Below are 15,291 nucleotides of genomic sequence, written 5' to 3'. Positions count from 1 at the left end.
ATCACGCCAGTTTCTTGCGCAAGCTCACCCAATACCGCGTGCGTGCCTGCACTTCCAAGTCCAGTGTCGAGGCCAACAGGTCAAGAACGCGGTCGGTGTCATCCAGGCGAAAACTGCCGGTGACCCGCAAGGTTTCAAGACCAGGCTCCCAGCGCAGCACGCCGGGGCGATAGCGCGCAAGCTCGCGCAGAAAATCTCCCAGCGGTTGATTCTGTGCAGTCAGCACTCCGTCACGCCAACCCAGTTGCAGTACATCGAACGGCACCCAGGCACCGAGTCCGCTGGCCTTGAGCGGCGCTTGCTGGCCGCCCTGCAAGGTCGAGCTGTTGCCACTCAAATCCTGTACCTGCACGGCCCCCTTGAGCACCGACACCAGGCAGCCCGCCGCCAGTTGGCGCACGCACACCTGCGCCTGGCTGACCCGCAGCTGGCCATAGCGGGTGCGCAGTGTCATCGCCGCCGCGCCGGCGACATTCAGCGCCAGTTCGCCCTCGACCAGGGTGATACGCCGCTGCGCCATATCCACGTCCACGGCCGTGGCGGTATTGAGTTGCAGGCTGGCGCCGTCGGCCAGTGGCAGGCGCTTGCGCTCGCCGGTGGCGGTGTGCAGGTCGGCGCGCCAGGTGTCGATGGGCAATTGGCGGCTGATCAACCAGGCCGTCGGCAGCAAGGCGGCAACCCCCAACGCCCGCTTGAGCACGGCCCGTCGCCCCGGTTGCGGGCGGTCGAGGCTGGCCATCGCCAGTGCTTGGGGTAACTCGTTGAAACGCTGGCGCAGGGATTGGGCCCTTTGCCAGGTGTGCTCATGCTGCGGATGGCTGTCGCGCCAGTGCTGCAACGCCGCGTGATCACGCTCGGTGGCGGCGCCGGATTCCAGCAGCGCCAGCCATTGCGCGGCGGCGCGCGCAACGTCGCGGCTCACAGCAGCACCCGCAAACAGTGCTCATAGGCCTGGGCCATGTAGCGCTTGACTGTGCGCTCGGACACCTCAAGGCGTTCGGCAATCTCGCGATACCCCAGGCCTTCCAGTTGGCTCCACAAAAACGCTCGGCGCACCAACACCGGCAAACCATCGAGCAACTCATCCAGCGCTTGCAGGGTCTCAAGCACCAGCCAACGCTGTTCGGGGGACGGCACACAGGCTTCGGGCAACTGGGTCAAGGCGTTCAGGTAAGCCTGTTCCAGGCTGCGCCGTTGATGGAAATTGACCAGCAGGCGCTTGCCCACCGTCACAAGATAAGCCCGCGGCTCCTGTACCTGCGCGATCGGCTGGGCACTGGCCAGGACGCGCAGGAACGTGTCCTGGCTCAGGTCCGCTGCATCCCAGGCGTTGCCCAGCCGCCGGCGCAGCCAGCTTTCGAGCCAACTGCGGTGGTCACGGTACAGACTCGATAGCGTCAGTTCAGGGGCGTGCGTCGGGACAACAGCATCATTCATGGCAAGCAACCTGCGCGGCGCGAGTGAGTCTCAAATGAGATTCATTCTATTTAATATCGTGCCGTTGCACCATGCTCTTTTCAACGCTGCGTTTATCAGGAGGTCTCAGCGTCAAACACCTGCCCACGTCCCACAACACTGGCCGGAACCAATACCGCTCCCGGCGCGAGCACCGCATTGGCACCAATCCGGCACTGATCGCCCAGTAACGCGCCGAACTTGTCGCACCCCGTGCGTTGCAACTGCCCGCCCACCCGCACCAGCACTTCCTTGTCCACACGCTCGTTACGGTAGTTGGCAACGATGCTGCCGGCCTCCAGGTTGATGCCATGGCCGAGCACTGAATCACCGACAAAATTGAAGTGCGCCAGTTTGCTGCCACTGAACATAAAGGTGGTTTTCAACTCGGCACCCGGACCGATAATGCAGTGCGCATCCACCCAGCAACCGCCGCGCAACAGTGCACCGCTGGCAATAAAACACTGGGCGCCGATGATCAGGGGCGGCTTGAGCAAGGCCCCCGCCTCGACGATGGCGCTGTGGTGGATGGCGATTTCATCCTGGATGACGTACTCGTCGGCCGGCAGTTCGGTCAGCAATTGGCGAACGATGGCAGGCGCCTGCGTGACCAGCGCCCAGGGCGCCAGGTCGGCCCAAGGCCGCAAGGGGGATTGGTCGATACTGGCGATGTAGTCGGTGAGTCGGATCAATGCTGAACCCTCGAACACACAGAGAAGTTCGAAACGCTAGCATGATCAAACGCGCATGAGTACCCTGTCTCGCCGCGGCGCTCAGAGGCCGCGCTTGCGCAACCACTGCAGGAAGCCTTTCTTGACCGGCGCGACCGGCGCCTCCTGGGTCAGGGCCTGCGCGGCGTGCAGGCGGAAATCCAGCAGGTTTTTCATCGCATCGCCGATGTCTTTACGCGCGTCCAGGCACGGTGTCAGGTATTCTTTCTCGATGCGGTACAGCGTGCAGAACGTCTTGGCGGTAAAGTCCGCCAGGGTCGCCTGCTCCGTCAGAATCCCCGCCTCGCCGATCACCTCGCCCGGCCCCATGCGCCCGGCTTCGAACGCGTGCCCGCCTTTGATCAGCATCACCGAGACCACACCGGACTCAACGATAAACAAGTGATCGCTGACCTCCCCCGCCGGCAGGATCATCTCGCCGGCACGGTAGGAGTGCAGGGTCATGTTCTGGCTGAAGGTTTCCTTCTCTTCCTGGCGCAGGGTGGAGAAGATCGACGAGCTGTCCAGCAGCGCCCGTGCCCGTGAAGTCGCTACCGGTGTGGCGCTTTCGACCGCCGACAACAGGCTCACGCCCGCCGCTTGCAGATGCCGGAAGGCCAGGTCATACAGCTGGTTGCGCACTTCGCGCTTGAGCGGCATGGCGGGCACGAACCCACTGATTTCATATTCCACGCCGCCACTGGCTGATGTCTTGAATGCCACGCTCGGCGCCGGTTTGGCCAATAACGGCCGGCACCCCTGCATGGCGCGCTCCAGGGCTTCGATCACGGTTTGCGGGCGCGCATGGGGGCTGACCTGCAGGCTCACCGACAGGCCGAACATATCCGCCGGGCGCGAAAAGTTGATGATCTTGGCCTTGGCCGCCAGGGAATTGGGGATCACCGCCATGCTGCCCTGGGAGGTCTGCAGGCGCGTGGCGCGCCAATCGATATCGGTGACCCGACCTTCGGTACCGTCGATGGAGATCCAGTCATCGAGCTGATAAGGCTTGGTGGTGTTGAGCACGATCCCGGAAAACACGTCGCTCAGGGTGCTTTGCAACGCCAGGCCGACGATGATCGCCACCGCGCCCGATGTGGCAAGCACCCCCTTGACCGGCAGGTCGAGCACATAGGCCAGCGCGGCGATGATCGCAATCAGGAAAATCACCGCACCGATCAGGTCCTGCAGCAGCCGCCCGGTGTGCCCCACTCGCTGCACCATCAGTGCGCCAAGCAACACCGTGAGCGTGCGCGCCGCAAACAGCCACCAACCGATCTGCAGCGCGGTCGCCGCCATGTGCAGTGCGGTATTGTCGGCATAGGGCGGCACCAGCATGGGGTTCATGCCGTCGTTGAACAGCACGGCGCTGAACACCGCAAAGATCACCAGGCGTGCGGCGAGTTTCCAGTTGGCGAGCGTGGGGGAAATGAGGCGCCACACAGCGATGTCGATGAGGACCAGCGCCAGGGCGCAGAGCATCGGGTGATCGGAGATAAATGAGGGCATCCAGGCGGCTCCAGAGCGAATGGCGGTGAAGATCGCATGAAATGAAGCTGTCGGGTATAGCGCAGAACAAAATATAGGCGCGGCGGTGCGACGATTCGACTTGCTCGCGAGATAGGTAATCCGTAGCAGCTGCCGAGCCTCGCCAAGGCTCGGCAGCTGCTACACGCAAGGCGTTCGCGAGCAAACCCACGATTGATATGGCGAGTCTTCTTAACTGTGCATCCGCCCGAACTTGCCCGACTGGAAATCCGCAAACGCCTGGTGAATTTCCTGTTCGGTATTCATCACGAACGGCCCATGCCCGACGATAGGTTCGTCAATCGGCTCGCCGCTGAGCAGCAGCACCATGGCGTCATCCTTGGACTCCAGCATCAGTTGCGTGCCGTCACGCTCGAACAATGCCAGTTGCCCCTGGCGTGCCACTTCTTCGCCGTTGACCATCACAGTGCCGCGCAGGATCACCAGGGCGGTGTTGCGCCCGGCGTGCAGGTCCAGCGTGACAGGCTTGTCGGCGTTGAGGCGCATGTCCCACACGTCGATTGGCGTGAAAGTGCGCGCGGGTCCTTTGACCCCGGCGAATTCCCCGGTGATCAAGCGCAGGCTCCCGGCGCCATTGGCCAGCGCCAGCACAGGAATATCACCGTCGACAATCGTCTGGTAGCCGGCCTCGGCCATTTTGTCCTTGGCCGGCAGATTGACCCACAGTTGCACCATCTCCAATGCGCCGCCTTTACGCGCGAAGGCTGCGGAGTGGAATTCTTCGTGGAGAATGCCTTTGGCGGCCGTCATCCATTGCACATCGCCAGGGCCGATCGTGCCGCCGGCGCCGGTGGAATCGCGGTGCTCGACTTCACCGTCGTAGACGATGGTCACGGTTTCAAACCCTCGATGGGGGTGCTGGCCGACGCCGCGGCGTTGGTCGGTCGGAGTGAAATTGGCCGGACCGGCGTGGTCCAGCAGCAAGAAGGGGCTGATGTGCTTGCCCAGGTTGTCGTAGGAAAACAGCGTGCGCACCGGAAAGCCGTCGCCTACCCAATGAGCGCGGGGGCTGGTGTAGATGCCGATGAGTTTTTTCATGGTAGTCCTCCAAAGTGCATATACCTTATAGACGACACCAATTTGGCGCTAGACGGCACAAACAGCCTTGACTGTCCCACTCATGGAACGAACTACCCGTTTATCCCACCACTGAGGCCAGCGCCCCGCGCCGTTCACGCAACAACTGGAACGCAACGAAGGCCATCACCGCAAACCCGGCCTGGATCATGATCATCGGCGTGGCACTGCCGTCGCGCAGGTGGCTCAACAACAGCCCGCTGCAGGTGGCGCCGAACATCTGCGCAAAGCCCATCAAGCCCGCCGCCAAGCCGGCGCGGTGCGCGTTGGGCATGACCGCACCGGTCACTGAACCTGGCAACACCAACCCACCGCCGAGCGTCGCCACGGCAATCGGGATATCCAGCCCCAGCACCGACAGGCCGAACACCCCGTAGATCAGCGCCGCCGACACGCCCCCCAGCGCCACCAATGTCACGCCCATTGCCACAATCCGCTGCGGCCCCAGGCGCATGATGTTGCGCCGTGTGTAGGTGGACCCCACGATCAACATCGACACGATCAAGCCAAAGTTGATGCCGTATTCCAGGCTATTGAAGCCCAACAGGTTGATAAACACCGCCGATGACCCGGCGATCACCGCAAACATCGCGCCGTAGGTGCATGCCAGGGCTACAGCGAACGCGCGGTATGGGCGGCCCTTGAGCACATCCAGATACTGCCCGCCCAGGGTGCGCCAGTGGCCGGCCTTGGGGTCCGGGTAGTGATTGCTTTCTCGAAAAAACAACAGCGCCAGCAGCAACACCGCGCTACCGATCGCCAGCCCAAGCATGATCGGCGCGCGCCATCCCACCAGCTTGATCAACAGGCCGCCGACCATTGGCGCGACGACGATGGCATACAGCATGCCGATCATGGTCAACGCCAGGGCCGGCCCCGCTTCGGCCTTCCACACATCGCGCACCACCGTGCGCGCCAACACCAGCGCCGCGCAGGCGCCCAGGCCTTGCAGCACGCGGGCCGCAATGAACTGATGAATATCGCTGACCAGCAGCATCGACAGGGTTGCCAACACATACAGCACCAACCCGCCGAGCAATACCGGACGGCGACCGATGCGGTCCGACAGCGGCCCGAACAACAACTGACCCAGGCCAAAGGCCGCGACAAACGCCGACAACGCCATCAGCGCCGAACCCGGCGGCGCCACCAGCGCCTGCTCGATGGCGCCAAGACCGGGGATGATCAATTGGGTCGAGACTTCACCGAGCGCCGTCAGGGCCACCAACAAAAACAGCAGGTTTCGCGAGGGCGCCGGGGCGTTAGACATGGGGATCATCCGGGGGCTGGATTAATTTATATTTCGACCATAATATGCGTAAAAAATTATGTCCATAATTTTTTGCCCGATGGTTACCCCGGAGTCCGCCATGCCCACTCTTCCTCTGCGTCTTCTCACGCCCCTGGCCTTACTGACCATTCTCAGCGGCTGTAACAGCAAGGCCGATACCGCCGCCCAAGCGTCGCAGCCGCGCCCGGTACTTGCCGCCCATGTTCAAGCGGCCGGTAGCCAGCAAAGTGCCTACACCGGGGTGGTCGCGGCCCGTACCGAAAGCGACCTGGGTTTCCGCGTCAGCGGTAAGGTCATCGAACGCAAGGTCGATCCCGGCCAACATGTGTCCCGGGGCGACACCCTGCTGGTGCTGGACATCGGCGACTTCGAACTGGCCCTGCGCTCGGCCAGGAACCGCGTCAACGCCGCCCAGGCCCAACTGCGTCAACGCCGCGACGATGAAAACCGCTACCAGCGCCTGGCCAGTACTGGCGCCGTATCGCGGCAGATCTTCGACCAGTCAGCGACCAACCTGCGCGTCGCCGAAGCGGAACTGGCCGCGGCGCAATCGGACGCCAGCCAGATCGAAAACCGCCGCACTTACTCAGTGCTCAAGGCTGAGGGCGACGGCATCATCACCGATGTGCGGGTGGATCGCGGCCAAGTGGTCGCCGAAGGGCAAATCGTCGCGCGGCTGGCCCATGACGGTGCTCGCGAGGCCATCGTCAACCTGCCGGAAAACCAACGCGACCGCGCCTCGCAAAAAGCCCTGGCGTTCCCCTTCGGCGGCGCCGATCAGGCGGTCAGCGCGACGCTGCGCGAGTTGTCCGCCAGTGCCGACCCGATCACCCGCACTTACCGCGCGCGCTATGTGTTGCACGGCGACGTTGTGCGGTTTGCCCTCGGTTCAACCATCACCGTACGCCTGCAAGGCGACGGCCAGGCCCAACAGACCAGCGTGCCCATCGGGGCCTTGCATGACGCGGGGCAAGGCACCGGTGTCTGGCTGATCGGTGCCGACAATAAGGTCAGCTTCGCACCGGTCAAGGTCGCCAGCCTCGGCCAGGAAGACGCCCTGCTCGACAGCGGCGTGAGCCCCGGCGCGACCGTGGTCGCCCTCGGCGCGCATTTGCTGCACAACGGTGATGCGGTGCGCCTGCTGCCCGCCCAGGCACTGGCCCTCAACCGCAAACAGGACCAATGATCATGCGCGGCATCAACCTCTCTGAACTGGCGGTCAAGCACCGCGCGGTCACCTTGTTTTTGATCATTGCGATCATCGCCGCCGGGATTTTCGCGTTCGGCAAACTGGGGCGCGCTGAAGACCCGTCCTTCACCGTCAAGGTGATGACCGTCACCGCCGCCTGGCCCGGCGCTACCGCCCAGGAAATGCAGGAACAAGTGGCCGATCGCCTGGAAAAACGCTTGCAGGAATTGGACTACTACGACCGTGTCGAGACCATCGCCCAGCCGGGTTTTGTGTCGATGCGCATGACCTTCAAGGAGTCCACGCGCCCCGGCGAGATCCAGGACCTGTTCTACCAGACCCGCAAAAAGCTCAGTGATGAAGCGGCGCGACTGCCCAGGGGCGTGATCGGGCCATTCTTCAACGATGAATATTCGGACGTGTACTTCGCGCTGTATGCCCTGGAAGCCGAACACCTGCCCCATCGCCAACAAGTGCAAATGGCCGAGGACTTGCGCCAGGGCCTGCTCAACCTGCCGGGGGTGAAGAAGGTCAATATCCTCGGTGAACAGGCGCAGCGCATCTTCGTCGAGTTCTCCTACGAGCGCCTGGCAACCCTGGGCATCAAGCCCGACCAGATCTTCGCCGCCCTCGCCGCGCAGAATGCGGTGGCGCCGTCGGGCTTTGTGGAAACCGCTGGTGCCCGTGCGTATATCCGTATCGATGGGGCCTTCGACAGCCTCGCGCTGATAGAAAACGTGCCGCTGGTCGTCAACGGCCGCGTGCTGCGCATCGCCGACGTGGCCAGCGTGAGCCGTGGCTATGAAGACCCGCCCAGCTACCGCATCCGCCACCAGGGCGACCCGGCGCTGATGCTCGGCGTGATCATGGAGAAACACTGGAACGGCCTGGAGCTGGACAAAAGCCTCAAGGCCGAGGAAGCCAGGATCCAGGCCGACCTGCCCTTGGGCGTGAACTTCGCCAAAGTCTCCGACCAGGCCAAGAACATCAGCCTGGCGGTGAATGAATTCATGCTCAAATTCTTCGTCGCCCTGGCGGTGGTGATGCTCATCAGCCTGTTGGCCCTGGGCTTTCGCGTGGGGCTGGTGGTGGCGGCTGCGGTGCCGCTGACCTTGTCCATCGTGTTTGTGATCATGCTGATGACCGGCCGCGAGTTCGACCGCATCACCCTCGGCGCGCTGATCATTTCCCTGGGTTTGCTGGTGGACGACGCCATCATCGCCATTGAGATGATGGTGGTGAAACTCGAAGAAGGTTTCGACCGGATTCACGCCGCCACCTTCGCCTGGAGTTCCACCGCCGCGCCGATGCTGACCGGTACGCTGGTGACGATCATCGGCTTTCTGCCAGTGGGTTTTGCACGGTCGGGCGCCGGGGAATATGCGGGGAATATCTTCTGGATCGTCGGCTTTGCACTGATCTCATCCTGGCTGGTGGCCGTGGTGTTCACACCGTATCTGGGTGTGAAGTTACTGCCGCAGATCAAACCGGTGCCCGGTGGCCACGACGCGATCTACGCCGGGCGTTACTACCAAAAACTACGCGGCCTGGTAGAGGCCTGCGTGCGCCAACGCTGGCTGGTGACCGGCCTGGTGGTGGCGGCATTTGTGTTGTGCGGGCTGGGCATGGGCGTGGTGAAAAAGCAGTTCTTCCCCAACTCCGACCGTTCCGAACTGATCCTTGAGGTGTACATGCCACCCGGCAGCGCCTTCAAAAGCACCGAGGCGGTGGCCGCGCAGCTGGAGAAAGCCCTGCTGCAGGAGCCGCAAACCTCGATGGTCGATACCTATGTCGGCGGCGGTGCTCCGCGCTTTTTCCTGTCGCTGAACCCCGAACTGCCCGACCCCGCCTTCGCCAAACTGATCGTGCAAACCCCCGATTCCCACGCCCGCGACGCCCTTAAGCTGCGCATGCGCGAGCGTATCGCCGCCGGTGAATTTCCGGCGGCACGGGTGCGTGTGACGCAATTGCTGTTCGGCCCGCCGGTGCCGTTCCCGGTGGTATTCCGTGTGTCCGGCCCGAATGTGGAAGTGTTGCGCGGCCTGTCCGAAGAGGTGCGCAAAGTGGTCGCCGCCAACACACTGACCAAGGATGCCTTCCTCGACTGGGGCGAGCGCACCAGCGGCTATCGCCTGGTGCTGGACCAGGACCGCCTGCGTCTGCTCGGATTCACGCCCGACGAGGTCAAGTCCCAGCTCAACGCCTTGCTCAGCGGCAACCCCATCACCGAAGTGCGCGAAGGCAACCGCACCGTCTCCGTGGTCGCCCGCGCCCAGGGCAGCCAACGCGAGAACCTCGGCAACCTCAATAACATGACCCTGACCAACAGCGCCGGCACTTCCGTACCGCTGGCCCAGGTCGGGCATTTCCAGGCGGTAATGGAAGAACCGATCCTCAAGCGCCGCAACCGCGCGAGCACCGTGGAAGTACGCGCCGATATCATCGACGGCGTGCAACCGCCCGACGTGGAAATGGCCGTGTACAAAGACCTGCAACCCCTGATCGCCACACTACCCGCCGGCTACCAGATCGACATCGGCGGCCCGGTGGAAGAAAGCGCCAAGGCCAACGTGGCCCTGGCGGCGCTGTTCCCGATCATGATCCTGCTGACCCTCACGGTGATCATGTTCCAGGTACGCTCCTTCGGTGTGATGTTCATGGTCTTCGCCACCGCGCCACTGGGCTTGATCGGCGCGGTGCCGACCTTGTTGCTGTTCAACCAGCCGTTCGGATTCAACGCGATCCTGGGGTTGATCGGTATCGGCGGCATTCTGATGCGTAACACGCTGATTTTTACCGACCAGATCCGCCAGAACCAGGACCTCGGCATGGCGATCCGCGAGGCCATCATTGAAGCCACGGTACGGCGTGCACGGCCGGTGATCTTGACCGCGCTGGCGGCGGCGTTGGCGTTTATCCCGTTGACGTTGTCGGTGTTCTGGTCGTCGCTCGCGTTCGTGCTGATTGGCGGCGTGCTGGTGGGCACGGTGTTGACGCTATTGTTCCTGCCGGCGCTGTGCAGTCTGGTGCTGGGGCGGGAGAAGACAAAAGTTGTCGAAACCTCCCACATAACCGCCGGATAAGCTCTACTCCCCCGCCCTGAGAACCTCTGCAAAGTCCCTCGCCTGAATACACAGTGCGAGGGAGTGCAGATGGTTTGTTTCGTGATGGCCCTGGTTGATGGGGCCGTGTCTTGATTCCGGTCATAGGCAAGTTTGTCCTGTCTCCCATGAACGCCAAGGCGCCGGACGTCGAAGGCGTCTTGCGTGATTTCCGGGTGTGCCTCAATACCTTTGATGACTGGGCCGAAAGCTTCTGGAGTGGCTCGACGCTTGAGGTGGAGCAGGTCTTCAAAGTCGGCGAAGAAGTTGCGTTGATCGCGCCGGTTTCTTCCAGAAAACCCAGCGCTGTCGTCGCCAAATGTGATGCCCAGGGGACGATGACCTTGGTGCACATGTTCGAAAGCACCCGTTTCGTGCCTATCGGCAATACGCCGGTGATGCTGCAAGCGATTGCTTCCAATGGCAGCCCTGTAGGTGCGCCGATTCATCGAACCATCGACTCCAGCGGCATTCTTGAAATCCAGGAATGTACCCGCGACCAGAAATACCAAATCACTTTTTATCCCAACGTTTCCAGGGATCACGTCAAGGCGCTGTATGCGGCTTATCAGTCGGTGATCGCGGATTTGGAAGACCGTCTGCGTGACGATTGGAAGAAAACCTATAAAGCCCAATGGAAGGATTTTGCCAAAGCCAGGCCGTTCGAACGCAGCGCGATGCAAGGCTTGGCGTTTTCAAGCGGATTGGCCAAAGCCCTCTACAACCTGTGGGACAACGTCACGCAGTTGTATGAGCTGCTATCGGATCTCAAGGCCAACAGCGAAAAGTTGTTGGCGTACATCTCCCAGGCCGAACTCGATGAGCTGCTGGCGCTCGGCAGCGACGCGATTGCCAACGGTTTGCTGGTGCTTAGTGATGAGCCGTTGCTGTTCATCTACCTGGCGGCGATGGTCAGTTGGATACGCCTGCTGCCGCCGCCTGAGATGTACGAAGTGCTCGGTGAAATCACCGGTGAGGTGTTGATTGCGCTGCTCCTGATCCGGGCGACTCGGGGCATGGGCGTGCAGATTCGCCTCGGCGTTCAAGTGTTGGGACACATCAAATCCGGACGGGTGCGCAAATGGCTGGAAATGCTCGCCGACCAGTTGGTGGGACCCAAGCTGGAGATGCATGCAGAGGCGGCTAAACCATTGCTGCTGGGCAGTGCGGCGGTGCCGATCAAGGCTGTGTCGGTTGCACCGTTGAAGGTTGGGGATCAGCTGATTTCCAACGCAGTGCCGGCGGTTCGTAACAAGTCCCAGAAGACGGTGTTGGTTCGGCAGGAACATGTCGACGATGTGCCGGTCGTGGCTACGAATCCCAAGGGGGATGCGGCGGCTTCGGCGGATAAGACCGTTACCAACGGTTGCCCGGTGTCGATGGTGACCGGGGAGGAATTGCTCACCCTGACTGATGGTGTTCTAGACGGAATTTTGCCGTTTGAGTGGACGCGGTTGTATCGCACCAGTGCGGTCGAGGTGGATGTTGGGCTCGGGTTTGGCTGGAGTCATTCGCTGGCGCAGCGGTTGGTCGTTTCAGGCGATTCGGTGGTGTGGACCGACCATGAAAACCGTTCGACTGAGTTTCCGCTGCCTAGTGATGCGCGACCGGCGATCACCAATAGCCTGGCTGAAGCGGCGATCTATTTGGGGTCTTCGCCGGATGAGTTAGTGCTGGCTCAGGCGTCGCGGTTTTATCACTTTCGCAACGGCGTGCTGTTCTCGATCAGTGATGCGTATGACAACCGGCTGCGAATTGCCCGAGACTTTTTGGGACGCATTGAGCGGCTGGATAACGGTGTGGGTCGCTCGTTGTGTTTGCGTTATGAGCTGGACCGCATTGTGGCGGTGGATTACCAGGTTCAGCGGGCCAAGGGGTATGAGCCTTACGAATGGATCACTGAGCAGAGCGTCGTTTCCTACGCCTATGACGACTTGGGCCGACTCGTTTCGGCGACCAATGCGGTAGGTGAAAGCGAGGTTTATCGGTACGACAAGCAACACGTCATTCTGGAGCGTGCACTGGCCGGTGGGGCGAGTTTCTTTTGGGAATGGGAACGCTCTGGCAAGGCGGCGCGCTGTGTTCGGCACTGGGCCAGTTTTTCGCAGATGGATACGCGGTATGTCTGGGGTGATGACGGCCATGTTGTCGTGCATAACGCCGACGGCAGTCAGGAAGTGTATGTCCACGATGACCGGGCGCGGTTGGTGCAGCGCATCGATCCTGACGGTGCCCAGCATTTTAAATCCTACGACGCTAAAGGCCGGCTGACGGTCGAGCAGGATCCGCTGGGGGCGGTGACGGCGTATCAGTACAACGACGCCGGACGTTTGGTGGCGTTGTTTCCAGGGGACGACGAACCAACATCCTACGAGCATGACAATGGCTTCGTACGGGTTGTAAGACGTGGGGAGGCCGTCTGGAAGTACGAGCGTAACGATCAGGGCGATGTGACGCGTAGGACCGATCCCGACGGCCAAGTAACGGACTACAGCTACAACAAATATGGGCAGTTGATTGGGGTTTGGTATCCCGATCACAGCTGTCATCGCCTGGTGTGGAATGAACGCGGCCAGTTGCTGGAAGAACAACTGCCCAATGGTGGCATCAAGCGCTATCGCTACGATGACTTAGGCCGCCAGATTGCCCGCGAGGATGAACAGGACGCGCTGACCCAATACCAATGGGACAGCGTTGGTCGGCTAATTCGCGTCGTACTCCCCGGCGGTGCCACGCGGGAATACAGCTACAACCCCTACGGAAAAATCACCGCCGAACGCGATGAACTCGGCCACGTTACCCGCTACGAATACGCCGACGGCCTGCACCTGATCAGCCGCCGCATCAACGCCGATGGCAGCCAGGTCAAGTACCGCTATGACAACGCTCGACTGCTGCTGACCGACATCGAAAACGAAATCGGCGAAACCTACCGACTGGACTACCACCCCAACGGCCTGATCCAGCAGGAAATCGGCTTCGACGGCCAGCGCACCGCCTACGTCTACGACCTCAACGGCAACCTACGGGAAAAAACCGAACACGGCGACGACGGTCGTCAGCTAGTTACCGTTTACCAGCGCGATCACGCCGGCCGCCTCGTACGAAAAACCCTGCCCGACGGCAACACAGTCGATTACACCTACGACCGCCAGGGCAACCTTCTCAGCGTCGACGACGGCCACTGGGCACTGGCCTACGAATACGACGCTCAAAATCGCCTCACCGCCGAACATCAGGGCTGGGGCACCCTGCGCTATGGCTATGACGCCTGCGGCCAACTTCAACATCTACGCCTGCCAGACAACAACCGACTGGTGTTCAACCACGCCAAAGGTGGTCATTTGGCGACAGTTGAGTTGAATGGCGAAACGCTGACCTCGCACCTCTTCAAAGCCGGCCAGGAACACCAACGCCAACAAGGCCAACTGCTCAGCCACTACCACTACGACGACCAGCACCGCCTGCACGCTCACACCATCACCCAGCAGGAAAACTACTTCTACCAACGCCACTACGACTACGACCCATCCGGCAACCTCACCCGCCTCAACGACACCCGCAAAGGCGAACACCACTACCGCTACGACTCACTCAACCGCCTGATCCGCGCCGATCACTCGCAAGACCAGCAAGAACGCTTCGCCCACACCCCCGCCAGCAACCTGCTCATGCAAGACCGCCCCGGACCCGACATCGTGGCCGGCAACCGCCTGATGATTCAGGGCGACCGGCATTACGACTATGACGCCTTCGGTAACCTGATCCGCGAACGGCGTGGCAAAGGGCATCAACTCGTTACCGAGTACCGCTACGACTGCCAGCACCGCCTGATCGGTATTACGCAACCCAACGGCCAAACCGCCAGCTACCGTTATGACCCTTTCGGGCGGCGCATCAGCAAAACCGTCAACGACATCACCACTGAATTTTTCTGGCAAGGCGACAAGCTGATCGCCGAGCATCACGCGGATCGGCATCGCAGCTATCTCTATGAACCGGACAGCTTCCGGCCGTTGGCGCTGCTGGAAGGCTTCGGCCCAGACGAAACAAAACCCTACCACTACCAACTCGACCACCTCGGCACACCCCAGGAGCTGACCGCCCCAGACGGAGAAATGGTCTGGTCCGCCCACTACCGCGCCTACGGTCAAATTAGCCGCCTCGACATCGGAAAAATTGACAACCCGCTGCGTTTCCAAGGCCAGTACCTCGATCCGGAAAGCGGGCTGCACTACAACCGCCATCGCTACTACAATCCAGACATTGGTCGTTACCTGACGCCGGACCCGGTGAAGCTGGCGGGTGGGATCAACACGTATCAATACGTGCCCAATCCTACTGGATGGGTAGATCCGCTAGGGTTAAATTCCTGTCCAGGTGGGGATGGGTGCAAACCTGGAAAAACCGCTCCCCCCACAACGCCAAGCGTTGATCATGGAGAACCCGCTTTACCGCAACTGACACGTGCGGAGCGACAGACAAGGATTGATGAGCTTGCAGAGGCAAACGCTTACAGACGCTTGGAAGAGATTGAACAGGTAATCCCAAGAGCACACTTTTTGGAAAAACACGGGGCACAGACAACTCGTCAATCCCAACTTGAGAGGGTGCAGACAGCCAAGAATCCAACCACTGGAGAAATTGAAAGATACGTTGGAGGGCGTAGAGCTGGGCAGCTAAAGATACCTAGTGCGGCCACTCGATATCTAAGCCACAGGGACCAGCTAAACGCCATCTATCGTGCCAAGCTTATATTTCGACGCACCAACCTTGAAACATCTCGCGAACCGATGGATATGGGAAAAATAATCGGAGAAGGCTATAAAAAAGACACGCTGGTATATGGAAAACAAAGAAAAGCCATAGTAATACTAGATACAGACGGAAACCCGATTACCGCCTATACGGAATTTTGAC

Annotated in this window: 9 protein-coding genes; 3 read left to right on the top strand and 6 right to left on the bottom strand. The window is 61.2% G+C overall.

Annotation, left to right across the window (positions count from 1 at the left end):
• Nucleotide 1 precedes the first annotated feature (1 nt).
• The 6 genes from PSH66_RS14565 to PSH66_RS14540 all read right to left on the bottom strand — a co-directional run bounded on the left by PSH66_RS14565 (nucleotide 2) and on the right by PSH66_RS14540 (nucleotide 6,060).
• Entirely contained in the window at nucleotides 2-922 is a 921-nt protein-coding gene (locus tag PSH66_RS14565) for a FecR domain-containing protein (protein ID WP_003173729.1), read from the bottom strand.
• Nucleotides 919-1,437, bottom strand: a complete 519-nt coding sequence (locus PSH66_RS14560; RefSeq protein ID WP_305429493.1) for a sigma-70 family RNA polymerase sigma factor — start codon at nucleotides 1,435-1,437, stop codon at nucleotides 919-921. The genes PSH66_RS14565 and PSH66_RS14560 overlap by 4 nt, the downstream gene beginning before the upstream one ends.
• A gap of 95 nt (nucleotides 1,438-1,532) precedes the next feature.
• Nucleotides 1,533-2,147, bottom strand: a complete 615-nt coding sequence (locus PSH66_RS14555; protein ID WP_305429491.1) for an LpxA family transferase — start codon at nucleotides 2,145-2,147, stop codon at nucleotides 1,533-1,535.
• An 81-nt stretch (nucleotides 2,148-2,228) separates the two neighbouring features.
• Nucleotides 2,229-3,674 (bottom strand): mechanosensitive ion channel family protein, encoded by a 1,446-nt coding sequence (locus PSH66_RS14550; protein WP_003173726.1) that lies wholly within the window; start codon nucleotides 3,672-3,674, stop codon nucleotides 2,229-2,231.
• Between the two features lie 210 nt (nucleotides 3,675-3,884).
• Complete coding sequence (locus PSH66_RS14545; protein WP_305429489.1) at nucleotides 3,885-4,751, bottom strand: pirin family protein; 867 nt, start codon at nucleotides 4,749-4,751, stop codon at nucleotides 3,885-3,887.
• Between the two features lie 100 nt (nucleotides 4,752-4,851).
• Entirely contained in the window at nucleotides 4,852-6,060 is a 1,209-nt protein-coding gene (locus tag PSH66_RS14540; RefSeq protein ID WP_305429488.1) for a Bcr/CflA family efflux MFS transporter, read from the bottom strand.
• Between the two features lie 100 nt (nucleotides 6,061-6,160).
• Here PSH66_RS14540 and PSH66_RS14535 point away from each other — a divergent pair, with 100 nt between their 5' ends.
• The 3 genes from PSH66_RS14535 to PSH66_RS14525 all read left to right on the top strand — a co-directional run bounded on the left by PSH66_RS14535 (nucleotide 6,161) and on the right by PSH66_RS14525 (nucleotide 15,290).
• Nucleotides 6,161-7,267: an efflux RND transporter periplasmic adaptor subunit gene (locus PSH66_RS14535; RefSeq protein WP_305429487.1), complete on the top strand. Its 1,107-nt coding sequence runs from the start codon at nucleotides 6,161-6,163 to the stop codon at nucleotides 7,265-7,267.
• A gap of 2 nt (nucleotides 7,268-7,269) precedes the next feature.
• Nucleotides 7,270-10,353 (top strand): efflux RND transporter permease subunit, encoded by a 3,084-nt coding sequence (locus PSH66_RS14530; protein ID WP_305429485.1) that lies wholly within the window; start codon nucleotides 7,270-7,272, stop codon nucleotides 10,351-10,353.
• Between the two features lie 110 nt (nucleotides 10,354-10,463).
• Nucleotides 10,464-15,290, top strand: a complete 4,827-nt coding sequence (locus PSH66_RS14525; RefSeq protein ID WP_305429484.1) for an RHS repeat-associated core domain-containing protein — start codon at nucleotides 10,464-10,466, stop codon at nucleotides 15,288-15,290.
• Nucleotide 15,291 lies beyond the last annotated feature (1 nt).

The sequence above is a fragment of the Pseudomonas sp. FP597 genome (genome assembly GCF_030687435.1).
GTDB lineage: Bacteria > Pseudomonadota > Gammaproteobacteria > Pseudomonadales > Pseudomonadaceae > Aquipseudomonas > Aquipseudomonas lactucae.
Note: the sequence above shows the minus strand (reverse complement) of the source record. Positions and strands in the feature narration are given on the sequence as shown.